The 20790-nt window shown below is 32.8% G+C and carries 16 protein-coding genes; 13 read left to right on the top strand and 3 right to left on the bottom strand.

Annotated elements, in window-relative coordinates:
• Window positions 1-1170: 1170 nt before the first annotated feature.
• The 3 genes from ACVCZW_RS01370 to ACVCZW_RS01360 form a co-directional block, all read right to left on the bottom strand.
• Complete coding sequence (locus tag ACVCZW_RS01370; RefSeq protein WP_452228098.1) at window positions 1171-1857, bottom strand: ABC transporter ATP-binding protein; 687 nt, start codon at window positions 1855-1857, stop codon at window positions 1171-1173.
• Window positions 1858-1924: 67 nt separating this feature from the next.
• Window positions 1925-2698 (bottom strand): O-methyltransferase, encoded by a 774-nt coding sequence (locus tag ACVCZW_RS01365; RefSeq protein ID WP_452228097.1) that lies wholly within the window; start codon window positions 2696-2698, stop codon window positions 1925-1927.
• 967 nt (window positions 2699-3665) lie between these two features.
• Entirely contained in the window at window positions 3666-5528 is a 1863-nt protein-coding gene (locus ACVCZW_RS01360) for an ABC-F family ATP-binding cassette domain-containing protein (RefSeq protein WP_452231467.1), read from the bottom strand.
• 106 nt (window positions 5529-5634) lie between these two features.
• Between ACVCZW_RS01360 and ACVCZW_RS01355 the strand changes: the two genes are divergently transcribed.
• The 13 genes from ACVCZW_RS01355 to ACVCZW_RS01295 all read left to right on the top strand — a co-directional run bounded on the left by ACVCZW_RS01355 (window position 5635) and on the right by ACVCZW_RS01295 (window position 20747).
• Window positions 5635-6429, top strand: coding sequence for a polysaccharide biosynthesis/export family protein (locus ACVCZW_RS01355; protein ID WP_452231466.1), 795 nt, complete (start codon window positions 5635-5637; stop codon window positions 6427-6429).
• 3 nt (window positions 6430-6432) lie between these two features.
• Complete coding sequence (locus ACVCZW_RS01350) at window positions 6433-8916, top strand: polysaccharide biosynthesis tyrosine autokinase (protein WP_452231465.1); 2484 nt, start codon at window positions 6433-6435, stop codon at window positions 8914-8916.
• Window positions 8917-8952: 36 nt separating this feature from the next.
• Window positions 8953-10242, top strand: a complete 1290-nt coding sequence (locus tag ACVCZW_RS01345; protein ID WP_452231464.1) for a nucleotide sugar dehydrogenase — start codon at window positions 8953-8955, stop codon at window positions 10240-10242.
• A 233-nt stretch (window positions 10243-10475) separates the two neighbouring features.
• Entirely contained in the window at window positions 10476-11456 is a 981-nt protein-coding gene (locus ACVCZW_RS01340; RefSeq protein WP_452231463.1) for an SDR family oxidoreductase, read from the top strand.
• A 244-nt stretch (window positions 11457-11700) separates the two neighbouring features.
• Window positions 11701-12546: an ABC transporter permease gene (locus ACVCZW_RS01335; protein ID WP_452231462.1), complete on the top strand. Its 846-nt coding sequence runs from the start codon at window positions 11701-11703 to the stop codon at window positions 12544-12546.
• A 143-nt stretch (window positions 12547-12689) separates the two neighbouring features.
• Window positions 12690-13919 carry an ABC transporter ATP-binding protein gene (locus ACVCZW_RS01330; protein WP_452231461.1) on the top strand — a complete coding sequence of 410 codons (1230 nt, stop codon included), beginning with the start codon at window positions 12690-12692 and terminating at the stop codon, window positions 13917-13919.
• A 6-nt stretch (window positions 13920-13925) separates the two neighbouring features.
• The gene (locus ACVCZW_RS01325) at window positions 13926-15044 is read left to right on the top strand and encodes an FkbM family methyltransferase (RefSeq protein ID WP_452231460.1); all 1119 of its coding nucleotides are present in this window, start codon (window positions 13926-13928) and stop codon (window positions 15042-15044) included.
• 3 nt (window positions 15045-15047) lie between these two features.
• Complete coding sequence (locus ACVCZW_RS01320; RefSeq protein ID WP_452231459.1) at window positions 15048-16118, top strand: DegT/DnrJ/EryC1/StrS family aminotransferase; 1071 nt, start codon at window positions 15048-15050, stop codon at window positions 16116-16118.
• Window positions 16115-16987, top strand: a complete 873-nt coding sequence (locus ACVCZW_RS01315; protein ID WP_452231458.1) for a sulfotransferase family protein — start codon at window positions 16115-16117, stop codon at window positions 16985-16987. Before ACVCZW_RS01320 ends, ACVCZW_RS01315 begins: the two co-directional genes overlap by 4 nt.
• Window positions 16977-17924 (top strand): glycosyltransferase family 2 protein, encoded by a 948-nt coding sequence (locus tag ACVCZW_RS01310; RefSeq protein ID WP_452231457.1) that lies wholly within the window; start codon window positions 16977-16979, stop codon window positions 17922-17924. Before ACVCZW_RS01315 ends, ACVCZW_RS01310 begins: the two co-directional genes overlap by 11 nt.
• Window positions 17925-18012: 88 nt before the next feature.
• Window positions 18013-18927 carry a hypothetical protein gene (locus ACVCZW_RS01305; RefSeq protein WP_452231456.1) on the top strand — a complete coding sequence of 305 codons (915 nt, stop codon included), beginning with the start codon at window positions 18013-18015 and terminating at the stop codon, window positions 18925-18927.
• A gap of 41 nt (window positions 18928-18968) precedes the next feature.
• A complete protein-coding gene (locus ACVCZW_RS01300) occupies window positions 18969-19631 on the top strand; it encodes a class I SAM-dependent methyltransferase (protein ID WP_452231455.1) in 663 nt (220 codons plus the stop codon).
• Between the two features lie 3 nt (window positions 19632-19634).
• Complete coding sequence (locus tag ACVCZW_RS01295) at window positions 19635-20747, top strand: glycosyltransferase (protein WP_452231454.1); 1113 nt, start codon at window positions 19635-19637, stop codon at window positions 20745-20747.
• Window positions 20748-20790 lie beyond the last annotated feature (43 nt).

Here is a 20790-nt window from a genome sequence, read left to right as displayed (position 1 = left end):
GAGGTTGCTTTGTGTTGAGGTTTTCCTAATTGACTTTGTTAGGTATCTTTGATGAAAATATGTTTTCATTTCGATAATTCTTATGGGACAGGTTTGGGTGATTACTCTTGTGAAATAACTAGAATAACTAAAAAGATACTTGTTTACTGCTCCTTCCTTTAGCTAAAGGAAGGTGGTTTTTCGTGCGAACGAAAAATCGGATGGTTTGGCGTAAAATAAGCAAAGCGCATTTTTAAATTTGGTGCTTAATCACTACGTATGGTCTGTATCTTGGCAGCTAGAAAAGTGCTTTTAGGATTTCCCCGCAATAAGGATTGTAGTGGTTAGCTTTTGTAAAACTTCTATTTATGGTTTTACAAAACTAGAAACGAAAAGCGTGGCTATTTTTGGTTTTTTCTGCCAAAAATAAATTGCCCAAATAAAAATGAGATTTCTCGACTGTGCTCGAAATGACAGTTTTACAAAGATTAAAGAAAAAAGATTTCTCGGCACGCTCGAAATGACAATTTCAACTAAAAACTATTAAATAAATTAACTTCAAATTATAAAACTACTTCTCTTTTTTCAAGGAAAGGTGGATTTGATTTCAATAAAAGAAATCAAAAACGGAAGGGTTTGTATATGTCTTTAGTTAGTATTGGTTCTCGATACTAAATTGCAGAAAAAAAAGCAATTTCACTCGAACTGACATGTGTTAGGGGGAAAGACAAAAGGCAAAGTGAAACACCCATAAAGAGCGATACTTGGTATCTTTGATGATGCTATGTTTTTTTGAAAAACACCCATAAAGAGTGATGCTCGGTATCTTTAATGATGCTATGTTTTTTTTGAAAAACACCCCTAAATTCCCCTCAAGGGGACATTGCTGCGAGGTTGCTTCGTGTTGAGGTTTTTCTAATTGGCTTTGTTGGGTGTCTTTGATGAAAATATGTTTTCATTTTGATAACCCTCAAGGGGACATGGTTATGGGGTTTCTCTTTGGTTCTCGATACTAAATTGCAGAACAAATTACAATTTCACTCGAACTGACATGTATTAGGGGAAAAGACAAAAGCAGGTAAGGCAAAAGCATATAAGGCAAAAGTTGAAAGTTAAAAGGTAAAAAGATTTCTCGACAGGCTGGAAATGACAATTTCACTAAAAACTAAAAACTAAAAACTAAAAACTAAACTACCTATTTCTAGTATCACTTTCTACAACACCATCCCGTAAACGAATCACGCGATGTGCATGCGCTGCAATTTCTTCTTCGTGTGTAACCATAATAACCGTGTTTCCTGCTTTGTGGATTTCGTCAAATAAACCCATTATTTCTAATCCGGTTTTAGAGTCTAAGTTTCCTGTTGGCTCATCGGCAAGAATAATAGATGGATTGTTTACTAAAGCTCTTCCAACCGCAACACGCTGGCGTTGCCCACCAGAAAGTTGATTAGGTCTGTGGTCCATTCTATCTGCTAAGCCTACGTTTGTTAAAACTTCGGCAGCACGAGCATGACGTTCTGATTTCGATTTCCCTGCATAAACCATTGGTAGCGCCACATTGTCTAAAGCTGTGGTTCTTGGTAATAGGTTAAAGGTTTGAAAAACGAAGCCAATTTCTTTATTACGAATATCTGCAAGTTGGTCGTCGGACATCTGACTAACATCTTGTCCGTTTAACAAGTAGCTTCCAGAAGTTGGTGTGTCTAAGCAGCCTAAAAGATTCATTAATGTAGATTTTCCGGAACCAGAAGGTCCCATAATTGCTACATAATCGCCACGTTCTATATTTAAATCTATTCCTTTTAAAACATGAACTGTTTCTGTGCCTAGTTTAAAATCGCGAATAATATTTTTAATTTCAATAACGTTACTCATCTTTTATTTTTTGTTGCTACAAGTTAAAATATATATATAAATGTAAGACGCATTTTAACAAAAGTTGTTACACTCTAATTGTAAAATGTTCTTTTACTTGTTCTTTACGGAAAAATACGATTCCCCAGAAAAAGGTATCTACGGTTACTGTAACTTGTGGATGGTTTTTAATTTCTTGCCAAGCTGCTGCCATTGGTGCGGACCAATGGATATCATCAAAAATGAGTACCGAATCATTATGAACGTTGTTGCACAAAATTTCAAAATAGTTTAAAGTCGCTTCTTTTTGATGGTTTCCGTCGATGTAAATAAGATCGAAGTTTGTGTTTTTTAGTGTCTTTAATTCCGTTTTAAAATCGTTAATTCTAAGGTCTATGTTTTTAAAATGGAAAGCTTCCAATTGTTGTTTTGCTGTTTTAGCGGTTTCTGGGCAGCCTTCCATAGTTGTTGTGTTTCCGTTTTTATTTCCTAAATGCAATGCGGCAGTCGCTAAACCTAGAGAAGTACCAAGTTCGAGGCTGTTTTTTATTTGGAAATAATTTGTGACTCGGTAGAGTAGTTGTGCTCTTTTTTTTGGTATTCCTGCTGTTTTTGCAATTTTAGAAACTTGTCTTTCGTTGGATTTAAAAATGCGACTTCCAGCGCCAAAATCGGTTACCGATATTGTTGTGTGGTTTTGGTATAGTTTTTCTCGGTACTGTTTTAATATAGTATAATCTTTATGTTTTGTCTTGTCATAAAAACATTTGGTTATTAGATCATATACAAACGGAGAATGCACACCATGTTGGTTGGTGGATTTTTTTAAGAATTTAAAGTATTGTTTGACTTGGTATAGCATGGTTTAAGGCAAAAGTGAAAAGTGAAAAGTGAAAAGTGAAAAGTGAAAAGATAAAAAAAAGTTGAAAGTTAAAAAGTTAAAAGGTGAATAAAGATTTCTCGACAAGCTCGGAATGACCTCTGTTTTTAAATTATAGTTGGTTCTCGATACTAAATTGCATAGAAAAAATGCAATTTCACTCGAACTGACATTGGTTTCCGTTATTAATCATCATTGTTCAGTCTTCAATCTTTAGTGTTCCGTTATCCGTAATTTGTTAAAAAAAAGATTTCTTGGCAAGCTCTAAATGACAATTTTTGCTAAAAGCTAAAAGCTATTCCGTGAATGAACCCCAAATCACAAAACTCCTTCCCTTTTTTCAAGGGAAGGTGGATTTGATTTCCGTAAAAGAAATCAAAGACGGAAGGGTTTTAGTATTGGTTCTCGATACAAAATTGCATAAAAAAAATGCAATTTCACTCGAACTGACAAAATCACTCGAAATGACAATTTTTGCTAAAAGCTAAAAACTAAAAGCTAAAAGCTATTCCGAGAATGAACCCCAAATCACAAAACTCCTTCCCTTTTTACAAGGGAAGGTGGATTTGATTTCTGTAAAAGAAATCAAAGACGAAAGGGTTTTAGTATTGGTTCTCGATACTAAATTGCATAAAAAAATGCAATTTCACTCGAACTGACAAAATCACTCGAAATGACAATCTTCACTAAAAACTAAAAACTAAAAGCTAAAAGCTATTCCGAGAATGAACCCCAAATCACAAAACTCCTTCCCTTTTTTCAAGGGAAGGTGGATTTGATTTCCGTAAAAGAAATCAAAGACGGAAGGGTTTTAGTATTGGTTCTCGATACAAAATTGCATAAAAAAATGCAATTTCACTCGAACTGACAAAATCACTCGGAATGACAATTTTTGCTAAAGGCTAAATGCTAAAGGCTAAAGGCTAAATGCTAATAGCTAACAGCCAATTTACTCTCCCATTTTTTCCATAAGTTCAAACCAACGTGCTTCTTTGGTTTCCATTTCTGTTATAATATTTTGCAATTTATCAGAAAGGGCTGCGATTTCCTCTTGAGTTAATGATTCGTCATGAAATTTAGCTTCTAATTCTTTTTTGTCAAACTCTAAAGATTTTAGTTTGCTTTCCATGTTTTTGTACTCCTTTTGCTCATTGTAGGACAGCTTTGTTTTCGTTTCTTTTTTCCAAGATTTCTTTTCTTTTTTATCGTCCGCGTTTTCTTCTATAGCAGGTTGGCTATCTTCATACGCTCTGAAATCACTATAGTTACCAGGGAAATCTTCCACAACACCTTCGCCTCTAAATATAAAAAGGTGGTCTACAATTTTATCCATAAAATACCTGTCGTGAGAAACCACAATTAGGCAGCCAGGGAAATCTAATAAAAAGCTTTCTAGAACATTTAAGGTTACAATATCTAAATCGTTGGTAGGCTCATCCAGAATTAAAAAGTTTGGGTTTTGGATTAAGATCGTACATAAGTACAGCCTTTTTCGTTCTCCTCCACTTAGTTTTTCAACAAAATCATATTGCTTTTTTCTATCGAAAAGAAAACGTTCTAAAAGTTGTTGTGCACTTATTTGTTTTCCTTTTTTTAGTGGAATATAATCGCCAAATTCTCTAACAACATCTATAACCTTTTGATTTGGTTTGATATTAATTCCGCTTTGCGTATAGTATCCAAACTTTACGGTTTCACCAATGACGATTCTTCCGGAATCTGGTTGTGCAGTTTGCGTAAGAATATTTAGAAAGGTAGATTTTCCAGTTCCATTTTTACCAATAATACCAACACGTTCCCCTTTTTGAAAGTTATATTCAAATTGGTCTAATATCACTTTGTCTTTAAAAGATTTCGATATTTTGTGGATCTCGATAATTTTGGTTCCAAGGCGTTCCATGTTCAGCTCTAGCTGCATCTCATGGTCGTTTCTACGTTGATGTGCTCTGTGTTTTATTTCGGTAAAATCGTCTATTCTAGATTTAGATTTTGTCGTTCTTGCTTTTGGCTGTCTACGCATCCAGGTAAGCTCTTTTTTATAGAGTTGTTTTGCCTTACCCGTTTCTACGGTTTCTATGTTTATGCGTTCCTCTTTCTTCTCTAAATAATAGGAATAGTTTCCTTTATAAGAGAATAATTCGCCTTGGTCTAATTCAATAATTTCATTACATACACGCTCTAAAAAATAGCGATCATGCGTTACCATAAAAAGGGTAATGTTTTCTTTTGCAAAAAAGGCTTCTAACCACTCAATCATTTCTAAATCTAAATGATTGGTAGGTTCATCCAGGATTAGTAAATCTGGTTTGTTAATTAATGCATTCGCTAAAGAAAGACGTTTTTTTTGTCCACCAGAAAGCGTGCTCACTTTTTGATCAAAACCTTCTAAATTTAACTTGAATAAGATTTGTTTGTATTGTGTTTCAAAATCCCAAGCATTATGTATTTCCATGTTCTCAAAAGCTTTTTGATAGGCTTCTGCGTCTTCCGGATTTAAAAGTGCTTTTTCATAGGCTTGAATCACTTTTAGAATTTCATTATCCGAACTAAAAATAGTTTCTTCAATCGTTAGATTTTGGTCTAAAATTGGTTCTTGTGGTAAGAAAGAAACGACGATATCTTTTCTGAAAACTACTTGACCAGTATCTGGTTCATCTAGATTTGCTAAAATATTTAGAATGGAAGTTTTACCGGTTCCGTTTTTAGCTACAAATGCTACTTTTTGGTCTTTATGAATACTAAAAGAAATGTCTTCAAAAAGCGTAAGCTCTCCGTATGATTTCGATATATTTTCTACGTTTAGATAATTCAAATTTTATATTTTTTACAAATAACGTACAAAAAACCAAAAAAAGTTCCATAAGTTTTTATATTCCTCTTGAAAAGTTATATTTGTTACAAAACATTAAATTTCAAAAATGAAGAGATTACTTCTTACAATTTCTCTACTAATTACTGTGTTTGTCAGTTCTTGTATTCCACATAAAGACACTTTATATATTCAAGAAAAGGAAGGTGCTATAGATTCTTTGCAAGCTATAGTAGAACAACAAAAGCCATATCGCGTTCAAATTAACGATATCTTAAACATTCGTGTAAAAGCCTTAGATCAAGATAATGTGCAGATTTTTAATCCCATAGGGAATGGAGATTTAAATGCAAGTGGTGTGGAAAAATCTTACTTTGATGGGTTTACTATAGATATACATGGTAATATTAGGATACCAACTTTAGGGAAAATGAATGTTCTAGGTTTTACTACGGAAGAGATTGAGCAGATGATAGAGAAGAAGCTACTAGAAGAAGAGTTTAAAGAGACTGCTAATATATTTGTGACTGTAAAACTTACCGGTTTAAAATACATTACCACTGGAGAAATAGGAAATACAGGGACTAAAATACTGTTTCAAGAACGTGTTAATATCTTAGAAGCAGTAGCAAACGCTGGAGATATACCAGTTACGGGAGATAAGAAAGATGTTTTGATTATTAGACAATATCCACAAGGACAAAAAATTCACCATCTCGATTTAACTGATATTAATGTGATGCAATCGCCATATTATTATATACAACCTAATGATATGATTTATGTGAAACCATTACGACAAAAAGCTTGGGGTACAGGAACCAATGCATTGCAAAATATTGGCGCAGTGGCAACGGTTTTGTCTTTAATTACTACCACTATTATTCTATTTAACCGTTTATAAGTTATGGCCTACAATGAATTTGATGATTTAGAATCCTTTGAATCTAATCATGTTGCTTTTGACTTTAAAGGCTTCTTGTTTAAAGTTATTAATTTATGGAAGTTTGTGCTTCTATGTATTGGTACTGCATTAATTGTAGCGTATTTGATAAATGTAAGAAAACAAAACGTTTATAAATTAGACTCTTTAATTAGTGTAGAGAACGATCAAAATCCTTTTTTTACTGCCAATACTAGTATCTCTTTTAATTGGGGAGGTGTTTCTGGTAAAATGGGAAAAACCATTACCACTTTAAAAACGAGAACCCATAATGAAAAGGTAGTCGACTCCCTTCAGTTTTATATGGATTATCTGGTAGAAGGTAAATACAGAAAATTGGATATTTACAAAAAGGCGCCCTTTCGTGTGGATTTAGATCTTTCTAAACCGCAGGTACTTGGTAAGTATATTGGTATTCGTTTTCTAAACGCTACCGAATTTGAAGTTTTTACAGCATATGAAGGAACTAGTGGTCGCGGACAACGTTATGATACCAAAGAATTTGTTTCTATTACTACACCTTCCGGTGTTTTCACAAAGAAGTATAGCCTAGGAGAACCTGTTGTTTTGCCTTTTTTTAATGGAACCATTCAGCTTAGAGAAGATAAAATAATAAAACCGGAAACCGAATTTTATATCTTGTTTAAGAATTTTGATGGTGTTGTACATTCTTATAAAAATAGTGTTAACGTAGGTTCGTTTAATTCTACCAACTCCCCAGTATTAAAGTTATCATTAGCAGGTACTAATAAAGCTAAAATAGTAGATTACTTAAATACTACTGCTGCTATTTTAAGTCGCACCGAGTTAGAACGTAAAAATTTATACGCTACTAATACTATTAAATTTATTGATAGTAGCTTAGCAGCGGTAGATACCAGCTTAAAGGATTTTACTCAGGAAATGAATACCTTTAGAAAGAAAAATAAGGTGTTTGATGTTGGTGCAGAAATGACCGATATTTCAGGGAGATTAAAAACCTTTGAAAGCCAGAAAGAGCAGGAGCAAACCAAGCTGAATTATCTAAATAGGTTACAAAGTTATTTACAAACCAAAACAGACTATACCAATATAGCAGCACCAACTTCTGTAGGTATAACCGAAGGAAATATTTTAAGTAGCGTTAAGAAAATAACAGGTTTAGCCATTGAACGAAAAAGTTTAGAATATACTACTCGTGAGGAATCGGAGATCTTTAAAAACATCGATAGGCAAATAGATGCAGAAAAAAATGTCCTGCTGGAAACGATTAAATCGACGATTAGTACTATTAATATTCAATTAGGAACGATTAATAGGAACATTGCAAATATGGATGCGAAGTTGAGTGGGCTCCCGGAAGACCAACAAGAGTATTTAAAAATTCAAAGAAAGTTAGATATCAGCCAAGAAGCGTATGATATCTATATGAATAAACGCAGTGAGGCTGCCATTGTAAAAGCAGCTAATATTTCTGATATTTCTATTGTAGATGAAGCAAAAGATATAGGAGGCGGAAAGATAGGTCCGAATACCTCTTTAAATTATATGATGGGACTGATGCTTGGTTTCTTTATTCCTTTGTTCCTCATCTTTGTTCTTTTCCTTTTAGATAATACCATTCATGGTTCCGATGAAGTAGAGCAATTAACCGGCATTCCTATTCTAGGCTTAATAGGGAAATACAAATATCCTAATAATTTAGTGGTATTTGAAAAGCCTAAATCGGCAGTAGCAGAATCTTTTAGAGCCATTCGTTCTAGCTTGCAGTTTTTCTATAAAAACAAATTAAAGGATCATGAAGGAGGCGGAAAAACGATCCTAGTCACCTCTTCGGTAAGTGGAGAAGGTAAAACCTTTTGTTCTATTAATATTGCTACCGTATATGCTATGTCTGGTAAGAAAACCATTTTATTAGGGCTGGATTTACGGAAGCCAAAAATATTTGATGACTTTGATTTAACCAATGAAAAAGGAGTAGTAAATTATTTTATTGGGGACAGTACTTTTGATGAAGTAATCAATCATACCAAAATAGATAATTTAGATGTAGTTACTTCTGGGCCTATACCACCAAATCCTTCCGAATTATTAATGAGCGATAAAATGGAGGCTTTAATAAGTAAGTTACGCCAAGAGTATGATATGATCGTGTTAGATACGCCGCCTTTAGGGCTGGTTACCGATGCTTTAGAGCTTGTGCAGTATGCAGATGCTTCTATTTTTATGGTACGATTAGATTATACCAAAAAAGGGATGTTGCAATTAATTAATGCCAAGTATCGCGCAGGAGAAGTGAAGAACATCAGTATTGTACTTAACTTTTACAAACATAAAACGAATCATAATTATGGTTATGGCTATGGTTATGGCTATGGTTACGGTTATGGTGTGTATGGAAATGCCTATCACGAAGACTCTAAAAAGTCATTATTTAAAAAAGCTAAGGCATTTATTAAAAGTATTTAATATATTCGTTAACGCTATTAATCAATTAAAAAAATAATGAAAAACCATAAGATAACCGTTATTGGTTTAGGGTATGTTGGCTTGCCTTTGGCGGTCGAATTCGCAAAAAAATATATAGTTGTTGGCTTTGATATCAATACGAGCAGAGTTCAAGAATTAAAAGAAGGAAAAGACAAAACCTTAGAAGTAGAAACCGAAGCACTTAAAAAAGTATTGGTTACCAATACCAAAGAATCTAAAGGACTGTATATAACCAATACACCAGAGGATTTAGCGCAATCGACTGTTTTTATCGTCACGGTTCCTACACCAACAGATAGTTTAAACAAACCTATTTTTACGCCATTAATAAAAGCGAGTGAAGCGGTTGCTAAAGTATTAAAAAAAGGAGATATTGTTATTTATGAATCTACCGTTTATCCTGGAGTTACCGAAGATATTTGCGTTCCTATTTTAGTAGAACAATCGGGTTTAGTCTTTAATACCGACTTTTTTGCAGGCTACTCTCCAGAACGAATTAATCCAGGCGATAAAAAACATACCGTTACTAAAATATTAAAAGTAACCTCTGGTTCTACACCAGAAATAGCTACTGTGGTAGACGATTTGTATAAATCGATAATCACTGCAGGAACCCACAAAGCACCATCTATTAAAGTAGCAGAAGCTGCAAAAGTAATTGAGAACTCCCAACGCGATATCAATATTGCTTTTGTAAATGAGCTTTCTAAAATTTTTAGATTATTAGATATAGACACTAAAGCGGTATTAGAAGCCGCAGGCACCAAATGGAATTTTATCAACTTCACACCAGGATTGGTTGGCGGACATTGCATAGGTGTCGATCCGTACTATTTAGCGCAAAAAGCGATCGAGTCTGGGTATAACCCTGAAATTATTTTAGCAGGTCGTAAAATGAATGACAGCATGGGAAGCTATGTGGCGCAGGAGACCGTTAAAATGATGATTAAGAAAGGCGCTACTATTAAAGGCTCTAAGGTCTTGGTTTTAGGGATTACCTTTAAAGAGAACTGTCCCGATATTAGAAATTCTAGAGTGATCGATATTATCAAGGAATTAGAAACCTACCACGTAGATGTAGATGTATTTGATCCTTGGGCTTCGGCAGAAGAAGTAAAGCACGAATATGGTTTTGATTTGTTGTGTTCTAAAACAGAAATAAGCGCTAATTACGATGCTATTATTTTAGCCGTATCTCATAATGAATTTATAAAATTAGATTTACAGAAATTAAAATCTCCTATCGGGGTTATTTTTGATGTGAAGTCCTTGCTACCTAAAGATATGGTAGACGGAAGATTATAACGTTTTTTTTAGCTCTTGCCTTTAATTAAAGGATAATCAAGCGTAAAATAATAGTCCTGTGGACAATTTTAGCGAAGGGGTGAGCCGGCGCGCTGGCAAGGAAGGCTAGACGGCAGGTTTGTCTTTGTTATAACCATAGTCAAAGTAGTGAAGTAATCTCATCATCGCGATAAATAATTAACAGATTGCCGCGACGCTGCGCTTCTCGCAATGACGCATAAAATTTAAATACCATGTACCAAAACGCATATCATACGCAAGATTTATCTAATTTCAATTTTTTAGTCACCGGAGGAGCAGGTTTTATAGGCTCTAATCTTGTTGCATATCTATTGCAATTCGGAGCAAAAAAAGTGCGCGTACTAGATAATTTTTCCAATGGCTATAGAGAAAACCTTACGGAATTTATGTCTAATCCCGCATTCGAATTATTAGAAGGGGATGTTAGAGATATAGCCACCTGTAAAAAAGCGATGCTAGATATCGATTATGTTTCGCATCAAGCCGCATTAGGTTCTGTACCGCGTTCAATAGCCGATCCAGCAACTACGAATGCTGTGAATATATCTGGTTTTTTAAATATGTTGATTGCATTAAAAGAAAGTGATTCTGTAAAACGTATGGTATATGCCGCTTCCAGTTCTACCTATGGGGATAGTAAAGCATTACCTAAAGTAGAAGAAACTATTGGTAAACCATTATCGCCTTATGCGGTAACTAAATATGTAAACGAATTATATGCTGATGTTTTTGGAAAAACCTACAATACCGATGTAATAGGCTTTCGCTACTTTAATATTTTCGGACCAAAACAAAGTCCGAATGGTGCCTACGCCGCAGTAATTCCGTTATTTATGCAAGCATTAAAAGATGGAAAAGCACCAACTATTCATGGTGATGGGGAGCAAACCAGAGACTTTACTTTTGTCGCTAATGCAGTACAAGCAAACGTAAAAGGCATGTTTGCAAGTAAAGCAGCAAGTAACGAAGTCTTTAATATAGCTTGTAACGAGCGTATTAGTGTGAATTACTTATGGAATACTTTAAACCAAGCAGCGAACACCAATATAAAAGCTATTTATGGACCTACACGTCAAGGCGATGTTAGAGATTCTTTAGCCGATATTTCTAAAGCAAAAAAACTATTAGACTATGCGCCTGAATTTACGGTTGGTGAAGGTTTAGAGATTACATGGAAGGCGTTTAATAGCTAATATGTAAAAGAACCAAAAGACTATCTTCTTATTCTTAGATTAATTTAGCACCGTGGGAAATACTTTAAAAAGTGCCTTTGTGAAATTGCTATTTATTCCTTTCTGGGAATAGCAGTACAGCGAATATATAGACAGGGCATAAAAAAGGCTTTTCAATTCATAATTTTTCATTATTAGCACTTCATTGTTTATATTAGCGACAACCAAATAAAAAGGAGCTTTTCCTTTATACTAGTAACCACCTATGGCTTTAGAAACTCGGGTTTACCAAAAAGAACGTACTATAAAAGTTGGCGCGCTTTTAAAAGCAAGTCTTCAAGATATCTATACTTCGCGCTTTTTAGCTAGACAATTAGCAGAACGCGATATTAAGGCGCAATACCGGCAATCGTATTTAGGCATTGTTTGGGCATTTATAATGCCTCTAGCTACTGCTTTGGTGTGGATTGTTTTAAATAATAGTGGTACAATAACCTTATCGGATACCGGAATCCCATATCCAGTATATGCTTTTTCAGGAACCTTAATTTGGTCTATTATTGTAGCTGCTATTAATTCCCCTATGCAAAGTACCAATGCCGCAAAAGGTATTTTAACCAAAATAAATTTCCCGAAAGAAGCGCTAATAGTCTCTGGTATCTATAAACTCCTGTTCGATAGTTTTATTAAAATTATCTTATTGGTTTTGTTTGTATTTATTTATGGTGTTGGTTTTCATTGGAGCCTGTTATTATTCCCAATAGCTATTTTGGGTGCTGTTTTGTTTGGTACTACCCTCGGTTTATTTATAACGCCATTAGGTTTGTTGTATAAAGATATAGGGAAAATCATCACCTTTGGCTTACAATTTTTAATGTATGTTACTCCGGTAGTATATGCCATACCAAAAACAGGTATTATGCATACGCTAATGACCTGGAATCCTATTACACCATTGGTATTAACTGCTAGAGATTTAGTAGTTGGGTTTACACCTGTACATCTAACTTATTTTATGTTCGTAATGCTGGCTTGTATTCCTTTGTTGTTTTTAGGTTTAATTATTTATCGTATTTCTATTCCTATTATTGTGGAGCGTTTGAGTGCTTAAAGGTTTAAGTGAAAAGAGGAAAGTGAAAAGGGAAAAGTTGAAAGTTGAAAGTGATAAGTTAAAAGTGAAAAGGAAAGCAGATAAGATGGAAGAAATACGTTTTACGAATAAAGGAATAGTAACCATGTGTGATATAAAGTTATATGTCTAAAGAAGAAACCATAAGTACCCAAGGAGAGGTTTTGGTTACCGTAGAAGGACTAAGCAAAAAGTTTTGCAAAGAGCTTAAAACTGGACTTTGGTATGGTGTTCAAGATTTAATAGATGGTATACGTGGTACTAGTGCAAATAGTGCCTTGCGACCTAAGGAATTTTGGGCAGTAAAAGATATTAATTTTGAACTCCGTCGTGGGGAATGTTTAGGTTTGATAGGGCATAATGGCGCAGGAAAATCTACACTATTAAAAATACTTAACGGCTTAATAAACCCAGATGCTGGAAAAGTAACCATAAAAGGAAGAGTAGGCGCTTTAATAGAATTAGGAGCTGGATTTAACCCGATATTAAGTGGGCGCGAAAATATTTACAACAACGGTGCTATTTTAGGCTTTACGCGTAAAGAGATAGATAGCAAGCTGGAAGAAATTATTGCCTTTGCAGAGCTAGAAGAATTTATAGACATGCCGGTACAGCATTATAGTTCGGGAATGAAAGTGCGCTTGGGCTTTGCTGTAGCCGCACAAATGGAACCCGATGTGTTGATTATTGATGAGGTATTGGCGGTGGGAGATTTAGGTTTTATTTTAAAATGTTTTAAAACCATTGATACCATTTTGCCACGTACTGCAGTTATTTTTGTAAGTCATAATATGCCTATGGTATCTAGAATTTGTACTCAAGTAATTTTGATGGATAAAGGACAATCGAAATACCAAGACGAAAATGTATCTAAAGGAATAGACTTATATTACAATAAATTTTTAACAGGAGAGGATTGCGATGTCGTGTTTACAGATAATTCATTGAACTTAATAGATGCTTCTGTAGAAGGAGTATTATTTAAAAATAATATATACGATGTAAAATGGGGAGATACTATTCAATTAAATTTTAAAATAAAAAATCATAATTTATTGAAAACACCCTTTATTTCATTAGTAGTTTATGATAAAGAGCAAAGAGCTGTAGCCGAGATATATCCAGAAGGTCAGAAATTAAAAAGAATTGATAGAAATATAGATCTTAATTTTTCATTTTTATTAAAAAATGTATACTTATCTAAAGGTGTTTACCATATTACATTGAATGCTTCAGAAAAACCTTCTTTTAATACTTACTATAAAATACACAAGGTGATTACTATAAACATAAATCATGACAAACAAATGTGGACCCCCTTTTTATTAGATTCAGAAATAATAAATAATATTTAATTACCAATGGAGTTATTTAGAAAAGCATTAGATAAAAAAATAATAGAATCTTTATCCAATAATTTTGGTGTTGAAAACTATGATGCACATCGATTTGGTGAATATAAAAAGGAGGCAAAAAGCACCTTAACGAAGAAGCTTAAAAAGTTAATAAAAAACATACTTAATTATCATCCAGAATATAAACAATACCTAGAAAAAGGAAGAGAACTAGTTAATCCATTTATTAAGGAGTTTGAAAATACTTGGAATAACATTAGTAATTTAGATAGAGATTTACTTATAGATTTATTGGCTTATAGGGTTTTAGGGTCTAAGAAAGTGAAATTACCAAGAAATAATGATGGTTACTGGCAAGCTATTGAGACTGCTAAGGCATTAGCAGATTATAACGATGCTTATGACCCAAACTTTATGCACTTTATGTTGTATAAGTTTAATTTAAATCCTGCGGGTTACGATATTCAATTTTATTTTTCGCAGTCTAGAGTTGCTGTTGATTTTTTAATTGAGCAATATGCATATAAAATTGAAAACGAAGTAATTGTTGAAGCAGAGGAAGGAGACGTGGTTTTAGATATTGGCGGATGTTGGGGAGATACCGCATTATACTTTGCACATAAAGTTGGTAATAATGGAAAAGTTTATTCTTTTGAGTTTATTCCGGATAACTTAAAATTATTTAAAATAAATACAGAATTAAATCCCAATTTGCTATCAAACATAGAACTAATCTCTAATCCAGTTTCTAATAATAGCGGCGACTTAATTTATTTTAAAGATAATGGGCCGGGAAGTAAAGTCTTGTTTGAACCATTTGAAGGTCAGACAGGAACTGCTAAAACGGTGTCCATAGATGATTTTGTTAAGAATCATGCAATAGATAAACTAGATTTTATAAAAATGGATATTGAAGGTGCTGAACCAATAGCATTAGAAGGAGCTATCGAAACTATAAAAAAGTTTAGACCCAAACTAGCTATAGCTATATATCATAGTATTCATGATTTAGCTACAATATCGAATTGGATTTTAGATTTAAATTTAGATTATGAAATATTTATAGGGCATTATACTATTCATGCAGAAGAAACCATTTGTTTTGCAAAACCAAAAGTAAGATAGCTTATGATAAACGTCACCAAAACATTCTTACCACCACAAACGGAATACCAAGCCATTTTAGAGCGAGCTTGGGACACAGGATGGATGACCAATAGAGGTGTTTTAGTAAAAGAATTGGAGGCTGCATTAAAATCATATTTAGAAACGCCAAATATAATTGCAATGACTAATGGTACCTTGCCATTGCAAATTGCTATCAAAGCTTTAGCGTTAAAAGGGGAAATTATAACAACTCCTTTTAGTTATGTAGCAACCACATCTAGTATTGTTTGGGAAGGATGTACACCAGTTTTTGTAGATATACATCCAGAATATTTAACTATCGATGAAACGAAGATTGAAGCCGCAATTACTTCAAAAACTTCCGCCATATTAGCTACCCACGTATTTGGTAATCCTTGTAACGTAGAAGTCATAGAAGCCATTGCTGAAAAGCACCAGTTAAAAGTTATTTATGATGCTGCACATTGTTTTGGCGTTACGTATAAAGGCGAATCGCTTTTTAATTATGGAGATGTAAGTACTTGCAGTTTTCATGCTACCAAATTGTTTCATACCGGAGAAGGTGGTGCGTTGTTTTGTAAAGAAAATTATTATAAAAGCATGTTTTTACATCATAATTTTGGGCATGATGGTCCAGATATTTTTAATGGTTTGGGGATTAATGCAAAAATGAGTGAACCACAGGCAGCAATGGGCTTGGCTGTTTTGCCAAAAATGGATGTAATATTACATGAGCGTAAACAGGTAGTAGCTGCTTATAATAGAGCTTTTGAAAACAAGAACATACAATTACTTAAAATTAGAAAATATACCACATGGAACTATAGCTATTATCCCGTGATTTTTAATGATGAAAAGCAATTGTTACAAGTAAAACAAGCTTTAGCAGAAAAATCAATAATACCTAGACGTTATTTTTATCCTTCCTTAAATACATTAGAGTACGTAAAAGGGCAATCTATGCCAATATCTGAATCTATAAGTAAACGTGTTTTATGTTTGCCTTTGTATGTTGGTCTAAATGAAAAAGATGTACTACGCATTGTTAATATTATAGGAAGTAATATATGAAAGTTCAGCAATTTTATATTTTGGGAAATCCGAGATCGGGTACAAGTTTATTGCGATTAATACTAAATAGTCATTCGCAAATAACAGTTCCTCCAGAATGTGGTTTTTTATTATGGCTAGAACCTAAATATAAATCGTGGAATGCTACTAATTTAAACGCGATAGATATTAATGCGTTTGTTCAAGATGTACAACAATCCAAAAAGTTTGAAACATGGAACGTAAGTAGTCAAACAATAATTAACAGTATAGAAGAAGAGCAACCAGTAAATTACGCAGCATTGGCGCAATGTGTTTACCGAAGTTATGCTAGTCTTGAAGGAAAGAATCCATTATTTATAGGAGATAAAAACAATTATTATATACATCACCTTCAAGAATTAGATGCTATAATACCGAATAGTTTTGCAATTCATTTAATTAGAGATGGTCGGGATATAGTTCACTCGTATAGAGAGATTAATAAAATTTCTAATACGTATAAATATAAGCCTAATCTACCTTTTTCTATTGCTGAAATAGCTCAACAATGGCAAACAAACAACCTAAATATAAATAGTTTCTATAAAGAAAATCTAAATTATATAGTGGTTAGATATGAAGATTTATTAGAAAATCCAGAAGGGGTGCTTTCTAAAATATTAGATAAATTTAATTTAAGTTATGAAGATAAAATGTTAGAATTCTATAAAGAAAATGCTTTAAAACAAATAGAACCTAAAGAAACGTTAGCCTGGAAATTAAAAACATTAAAACCCTTAGATAAAAATAATGTTGGTATTTACAGAGAAAAATTAACAGCTTTAGAAATTAAAGAATTTAATACTATAGCTGGATCATCTTTAAAACTTTTTGGCTATGATGCTTAGTGTTAGATTACAATGTTACAATCATGGTTTGTATATCGAAGAAGCTATGCAGAGTATAATTAAACAACAAACTAATTTTGCATTTGAAGTAGTTATTGGAGATGATTTTTCTACAGATAACTCATTAGATGTTATAAAAAAAGTAATAAAAAAAAATACAAATAGTAAAGTAACATTTAACCTTTTAAAGCGAGAGGTTGGTGATAATTATTATAAAAACAGAGAATTAAAAGGGCGATTATATAATTTTACCAATATTTTAAATAATTGTAAAGGGAAATATATTGCTCTTTTGGATGGTGATGACTATTGGACAGATCCTTTAAAATTACAGAAGCAAGTTGATTTTTTGGAAGCTAATCCCGATTATGGAATATGTTTTCATGAAGCTAAAATAAAATGGGATAATAGTACTGCAGCGCAAAATATAGAGTTTAATAGCCAATTTAGCTGGAATAACATGTTAATTACTAAATACGATTATAATATGGCAGACTTGTTAAATGGACCATTTATGGCAACTGCTAGTGTGGTATTTAGAAATGATAATGTTACTTTGCCTACATGGTTTTCTAAAGCAGCAAGCGGTGATATAACTCTTTATCCATTAATTTTAGGTAATAAAAAAATAAAATTTTTAAATCAAGTTATGTGCACATATAGAAGGCATGGCGAAGGAGTTACGCAACAACACAAAGGAAATCGTATTATCTTTAACAGGATTGAAATTTTACATTATACTAATGTTTTACAAAAGAATAAGTTTGAGTTTGAAACAAAAAATGCAATCAATAATTATTTAAATAATTTAAAAAATATAAATTTAAATGATTTAAAAAACCTTATTAAACTTTATTTTAAAAGTAATATTATTGATATTAAATATGTTATTAAATCTTTTAAACAATTGCTTAAAACAAAATTAGGCTATAGATAACTATCTTTATGTTGCTCCATTTTTAATTGAATATTTTTTTTGATTTCACAATTTAGAGCCTTTTAATAAAAAACGAAACATAATATTTATGAATAGTAACCAAACATTTTGTACTATCATTACATCTAACTATTTTTTTTATGCAAAAGCGATCTATGACTCTTTATCAGAATTTTTAGTAGAATTTAATTTTAAAGTTTTAGTTGTAGATGATGTACATGAAATATTACCCTACCGAAATATTGAAGTTATTAAGTTGGGTGAAGTTAGAGACGCATTAAGTTTAGATTACCAATTAATTAATAAATACGAAGTAGATTTAGAAAGTAATTTAAGATGGGCTTTAAAGCCTTTGTTTTTAAAATATTTATTAACTAAGAAGGAGTTTGAAAAGGTTCTTTTTTTAGATCCAGATCTATATTTTTATAGTGATCCATTTTTTCTTTTTGATGCTCTTAATAGCAAAGATGTTTTAATTACTCCACATTGGCGCTCTAAAGATCCTTTTTTAGACGCTTCTAATTTTAATTCTTTATTTACAGGAGGTCTTTTTAATGCTGGTTTTTTTGGATGTAATAAAAATGCAATTAATATTTTAGATTGGTGGTTAAGTGTTTGTAGTTATAAAATGGAAAAGGCCGAAGGTTTTTATGTAGATCAAGCTTATTTGAATTTAATGCCTATTTATTTTTCAACGCAAGTGGAAATAATAGCGCATAAAGGGTGTAATATTTCTAATTGGAATAGGATAGAATGTAAACGAACGCTTGTAGATAATGCTGTTTTAATCAATAGTAATTTTCCAGTCGTTTTTATTCATTACACGAATGCAACTATTAATTTGATTGCAAATGATACCGATCGTTTATTACAACCACATCTGGAATTATATAAACAGACCTTAGAAAAACATAAACCAGGGTTCCTATTTAATTTTGAAAAACCTACTACTAAAAAAAAAGTATCTATTTTTTCAAAAATAATTTTTAAACTATTTAAGTGATGTTCAGTAATTTTGTAGAAATAAAGCTTAAAATTGATACAATGGATATTTTTACCATTAGAAGGTCCATTTTTAATTCTATAGCAGTAAGTCTCGAATTTTTTAAAGGTGACTTATTAGATATAGGCTGTGGTAAGATGCCTTATAAACAATATGTTTTAGAGAATTCAAAAATTCAAAACTATACCGGTTTAGACATTGAGTCTGCTTTGCAATATGATGAAAATGTAAAACCAGATTTCACTTGGGATGGTATCACCATGCCATTTGAAGATGCTAGTTTTGATTGTGCGTTTGGAACCGAAGTATTAGAGCATTGCCCAGAACCAGAGGTTGTATTAAAAGAAGTATTTCGCGTTTTAAAACCAGGAGGTGTTTTCTTTTTTACGGTGCCATTTTTATGGAATTTACATGAAGTACCTCATGACGAGTATCGTTACACACCATTTTCATTAACACGTCATTTAAAAAATAGTGGCTTTACGGATATTACGTTAAAAGCAACAGGAGGTTGGCATGCAGCTATGGCCCAAATGTTAGGGCTTTGGGTAAGACGTAGCCCTATGGCCTCACAAAAAAGAAAGCTTCTATCTCATGTTTTAAAGCCTGTAATAAAATATTTAATTCAGCTTGATAAACCAGAAAGAGTTGTTTTTAAAGAAGGGCAGATGATAACTGGATTATATGGAATTGTAAAAAAATAATTTATGAACATTGCCATTTTTTCACCCAATCAAAATCCATATTCTGAAACCTTTATTCAGGCACATAAAAAGTATCTTAAGGGTAATGTGTTTTATTATTACGGTAATAAAGGATCTATGCAATTAGAAGGTGTCTCTTCTATAGTTTCCAAATTAGCATTATTACGATTTCGTATTATTCGTAAATTAAAAAAGTATTCCTTTTCTTATATAAAAGAACAATCTGTACTTACTTCTTTAAAAAATAATGCTGTAGATGCTATTTTGGTGGAGTATGGTACGCATGCGTATGCCTTATTATCCATTTTAAAAGCGAGTGGTTTGCCTGTAGTAGTGCATTTTCATGGCTATGATGCCAGTGTACATAAGGTAATAAAAGCATGTAACGATTATAAAGAAGTTTTTAGTTTAGCGACAAAAGTCGTTGCTGTTTCTAGAAAGATGGAGCAGATGTTGTTAGCTATAGGTTGTCCTAAAGAAAAACTGGTGTATAATGTGTATGGCCCACAACCAGAATTTGAAACGGTGCAACCAACGTACACCAAAAAACAATTTATAGGTATTGGTCGTTTTACCGATAAAAAAGCGCCCTATTATACTCTTATGGCTTTTAAAGAAGTCGTTAATAAACATCCAGATGCTAAGTTGTTATTAGCAGGAGATGGGATGTTGCTAAATATGTGTCAGAATTTAGTGAGATATTATCAGCTTGAAAATCAAGTACAGTTTTTAGGTATCGTTGCACCTGAAGTTTATAGAAGCTTATTAACTGAATCTTTAGCTTTTGTACAGCATTCTATAACAGCTGCTAATGGAGATATGGAAGGGACGCCTTTGGCTGTTTTAGAAGCAAGTGTTTCAGGATTATCAGTTATATCTACATACCATGCAGGGATTCCGGATGTCATTGTAGATGGCGAAACCGGATTGTTATGTGAAGAACATGATGTTAGCGCAATGGCTAATAATATGTTGCAACTGCTAGAAGATAAAGAATATGCTGAAAAAATGGGAGCTTCTGGCAAACAGCATATTTTAGCACATTTTAGTATGGAACGCCATATAGTTGCTTTGCAAGGTATTTTAGAATGTGCTATTAAAATCCCTACCCATTAAATAATAGCACAAACGAACACCTAGGCCTAGATGCTCGTTTAAT

The organism is Lacinutrix sp. MEBiC02595 (assembly GCF_053601555.1).
The sequence above is the reverse complement of the archived record's forward strand: the minus strand, read 5'-3'. Positions and strand labels throughout refer to the sequence as shown.

Coding starts and splice junctions, on each gene's coding strand:
- ACVCZW_RS01370 (WP_452228098.1), bottom strand. CDS start 1,857: ATGAGTAACGTTATTGAAATTAAAAATATTATTCGCGATTTTAAACTA.
- ACVCZW_RS01365 (WP_452228097.1), bottom strand. CDS start 2,698: ATGCTATACCAAGTCAAACAATACTTTAAATTCTTAAAAAAATCCACC.
- ACVCZW_RS01355 (WP_452231466.1), top strand. CDS start 5,635: ATGAAGAGATTACTTCTTACAATTTCTCTACTAATTACTGTGTTTGTC.
- ACVCZW_RS01350 (WP_452231465.1), top strand. CDS start 6,433: ATGGCCTACAATGAATTTGATGATTTAGAATCCTTTGAATCTAATCAT.
- ACVCZW_RS01345 (WP_452231464.1), top strand. CDS start 8,953: ATGAAAAACCATAAGATAACCGTTATTGGTTTAGGGTATGTTGGCTTG.
- ACVCZW_RS01340 (WP_452231463.1), top strand. CDS start 10,476: ATGTACCAAAACGCATATCATACGCAAGATTTATCTAATTTCAATTTT.
- ACVCZW_RS01335 (WP_452231462.1), top strand. CDS start 11,701: ATGGCTTTAGAAACTCGGGTTTACCAAAAAGAACGTACTATAAAAGTT.
- ACVCZW_RS01330 (WP_452231461.1), top strand. CDS start 12,690: ATGTCTAAAGAAGAAACCATAAGTACCCAAGGAGAGGTTTTGGTTACC.
- ACVCZW_RS01325 (WP_452231460.1), top strand. CDS start 13,926: ATGGAGTTATTTAGAAAAGCATTAGATAAAAAAATAATAGAATCTTTA.
- ACVCZW_RS01320 (WP_452231459.1), top strand. CDS start 15,048: ATGATAAACGTCACCAAAACATTCTTACCACCACAAACGGAATACCAA.
- ACVCZW_RS01315 (WP_452231458.1), top strand. CDS start 16,115: ATGAAAGTTCAGCAATTTTATATTTTGGGAAATCCGAGATCGGGTACA.
- ACVCZW_RS01310 (WP_452231457.1), top strand. CDS start 16,977: ATGATGCTTAGTGTTAGATTACAATGTTACAATCATGGTTTGTATATC.
- ACVCZW_RS01305 (WP_452231456.1), top strand. CDS start 18,013: ATGAATAGTAACCAAACATTTTGTACTATCATTACATCTAACTATTTT.
- ACVCZW_RS01300 (WP_452231455.1), top strand. CDS start 18,969: ATGGATATTTTTACCATTAGAAGGTCCATTTTTAATTCTATAGCAGTA.
- ACVCZW_RS01295 (WP_452231454.1), top strand. CDS start 19,635: ATGAACATTGCCATTTTTTCACCCAATCAAAATCCATATTCTGAAACC.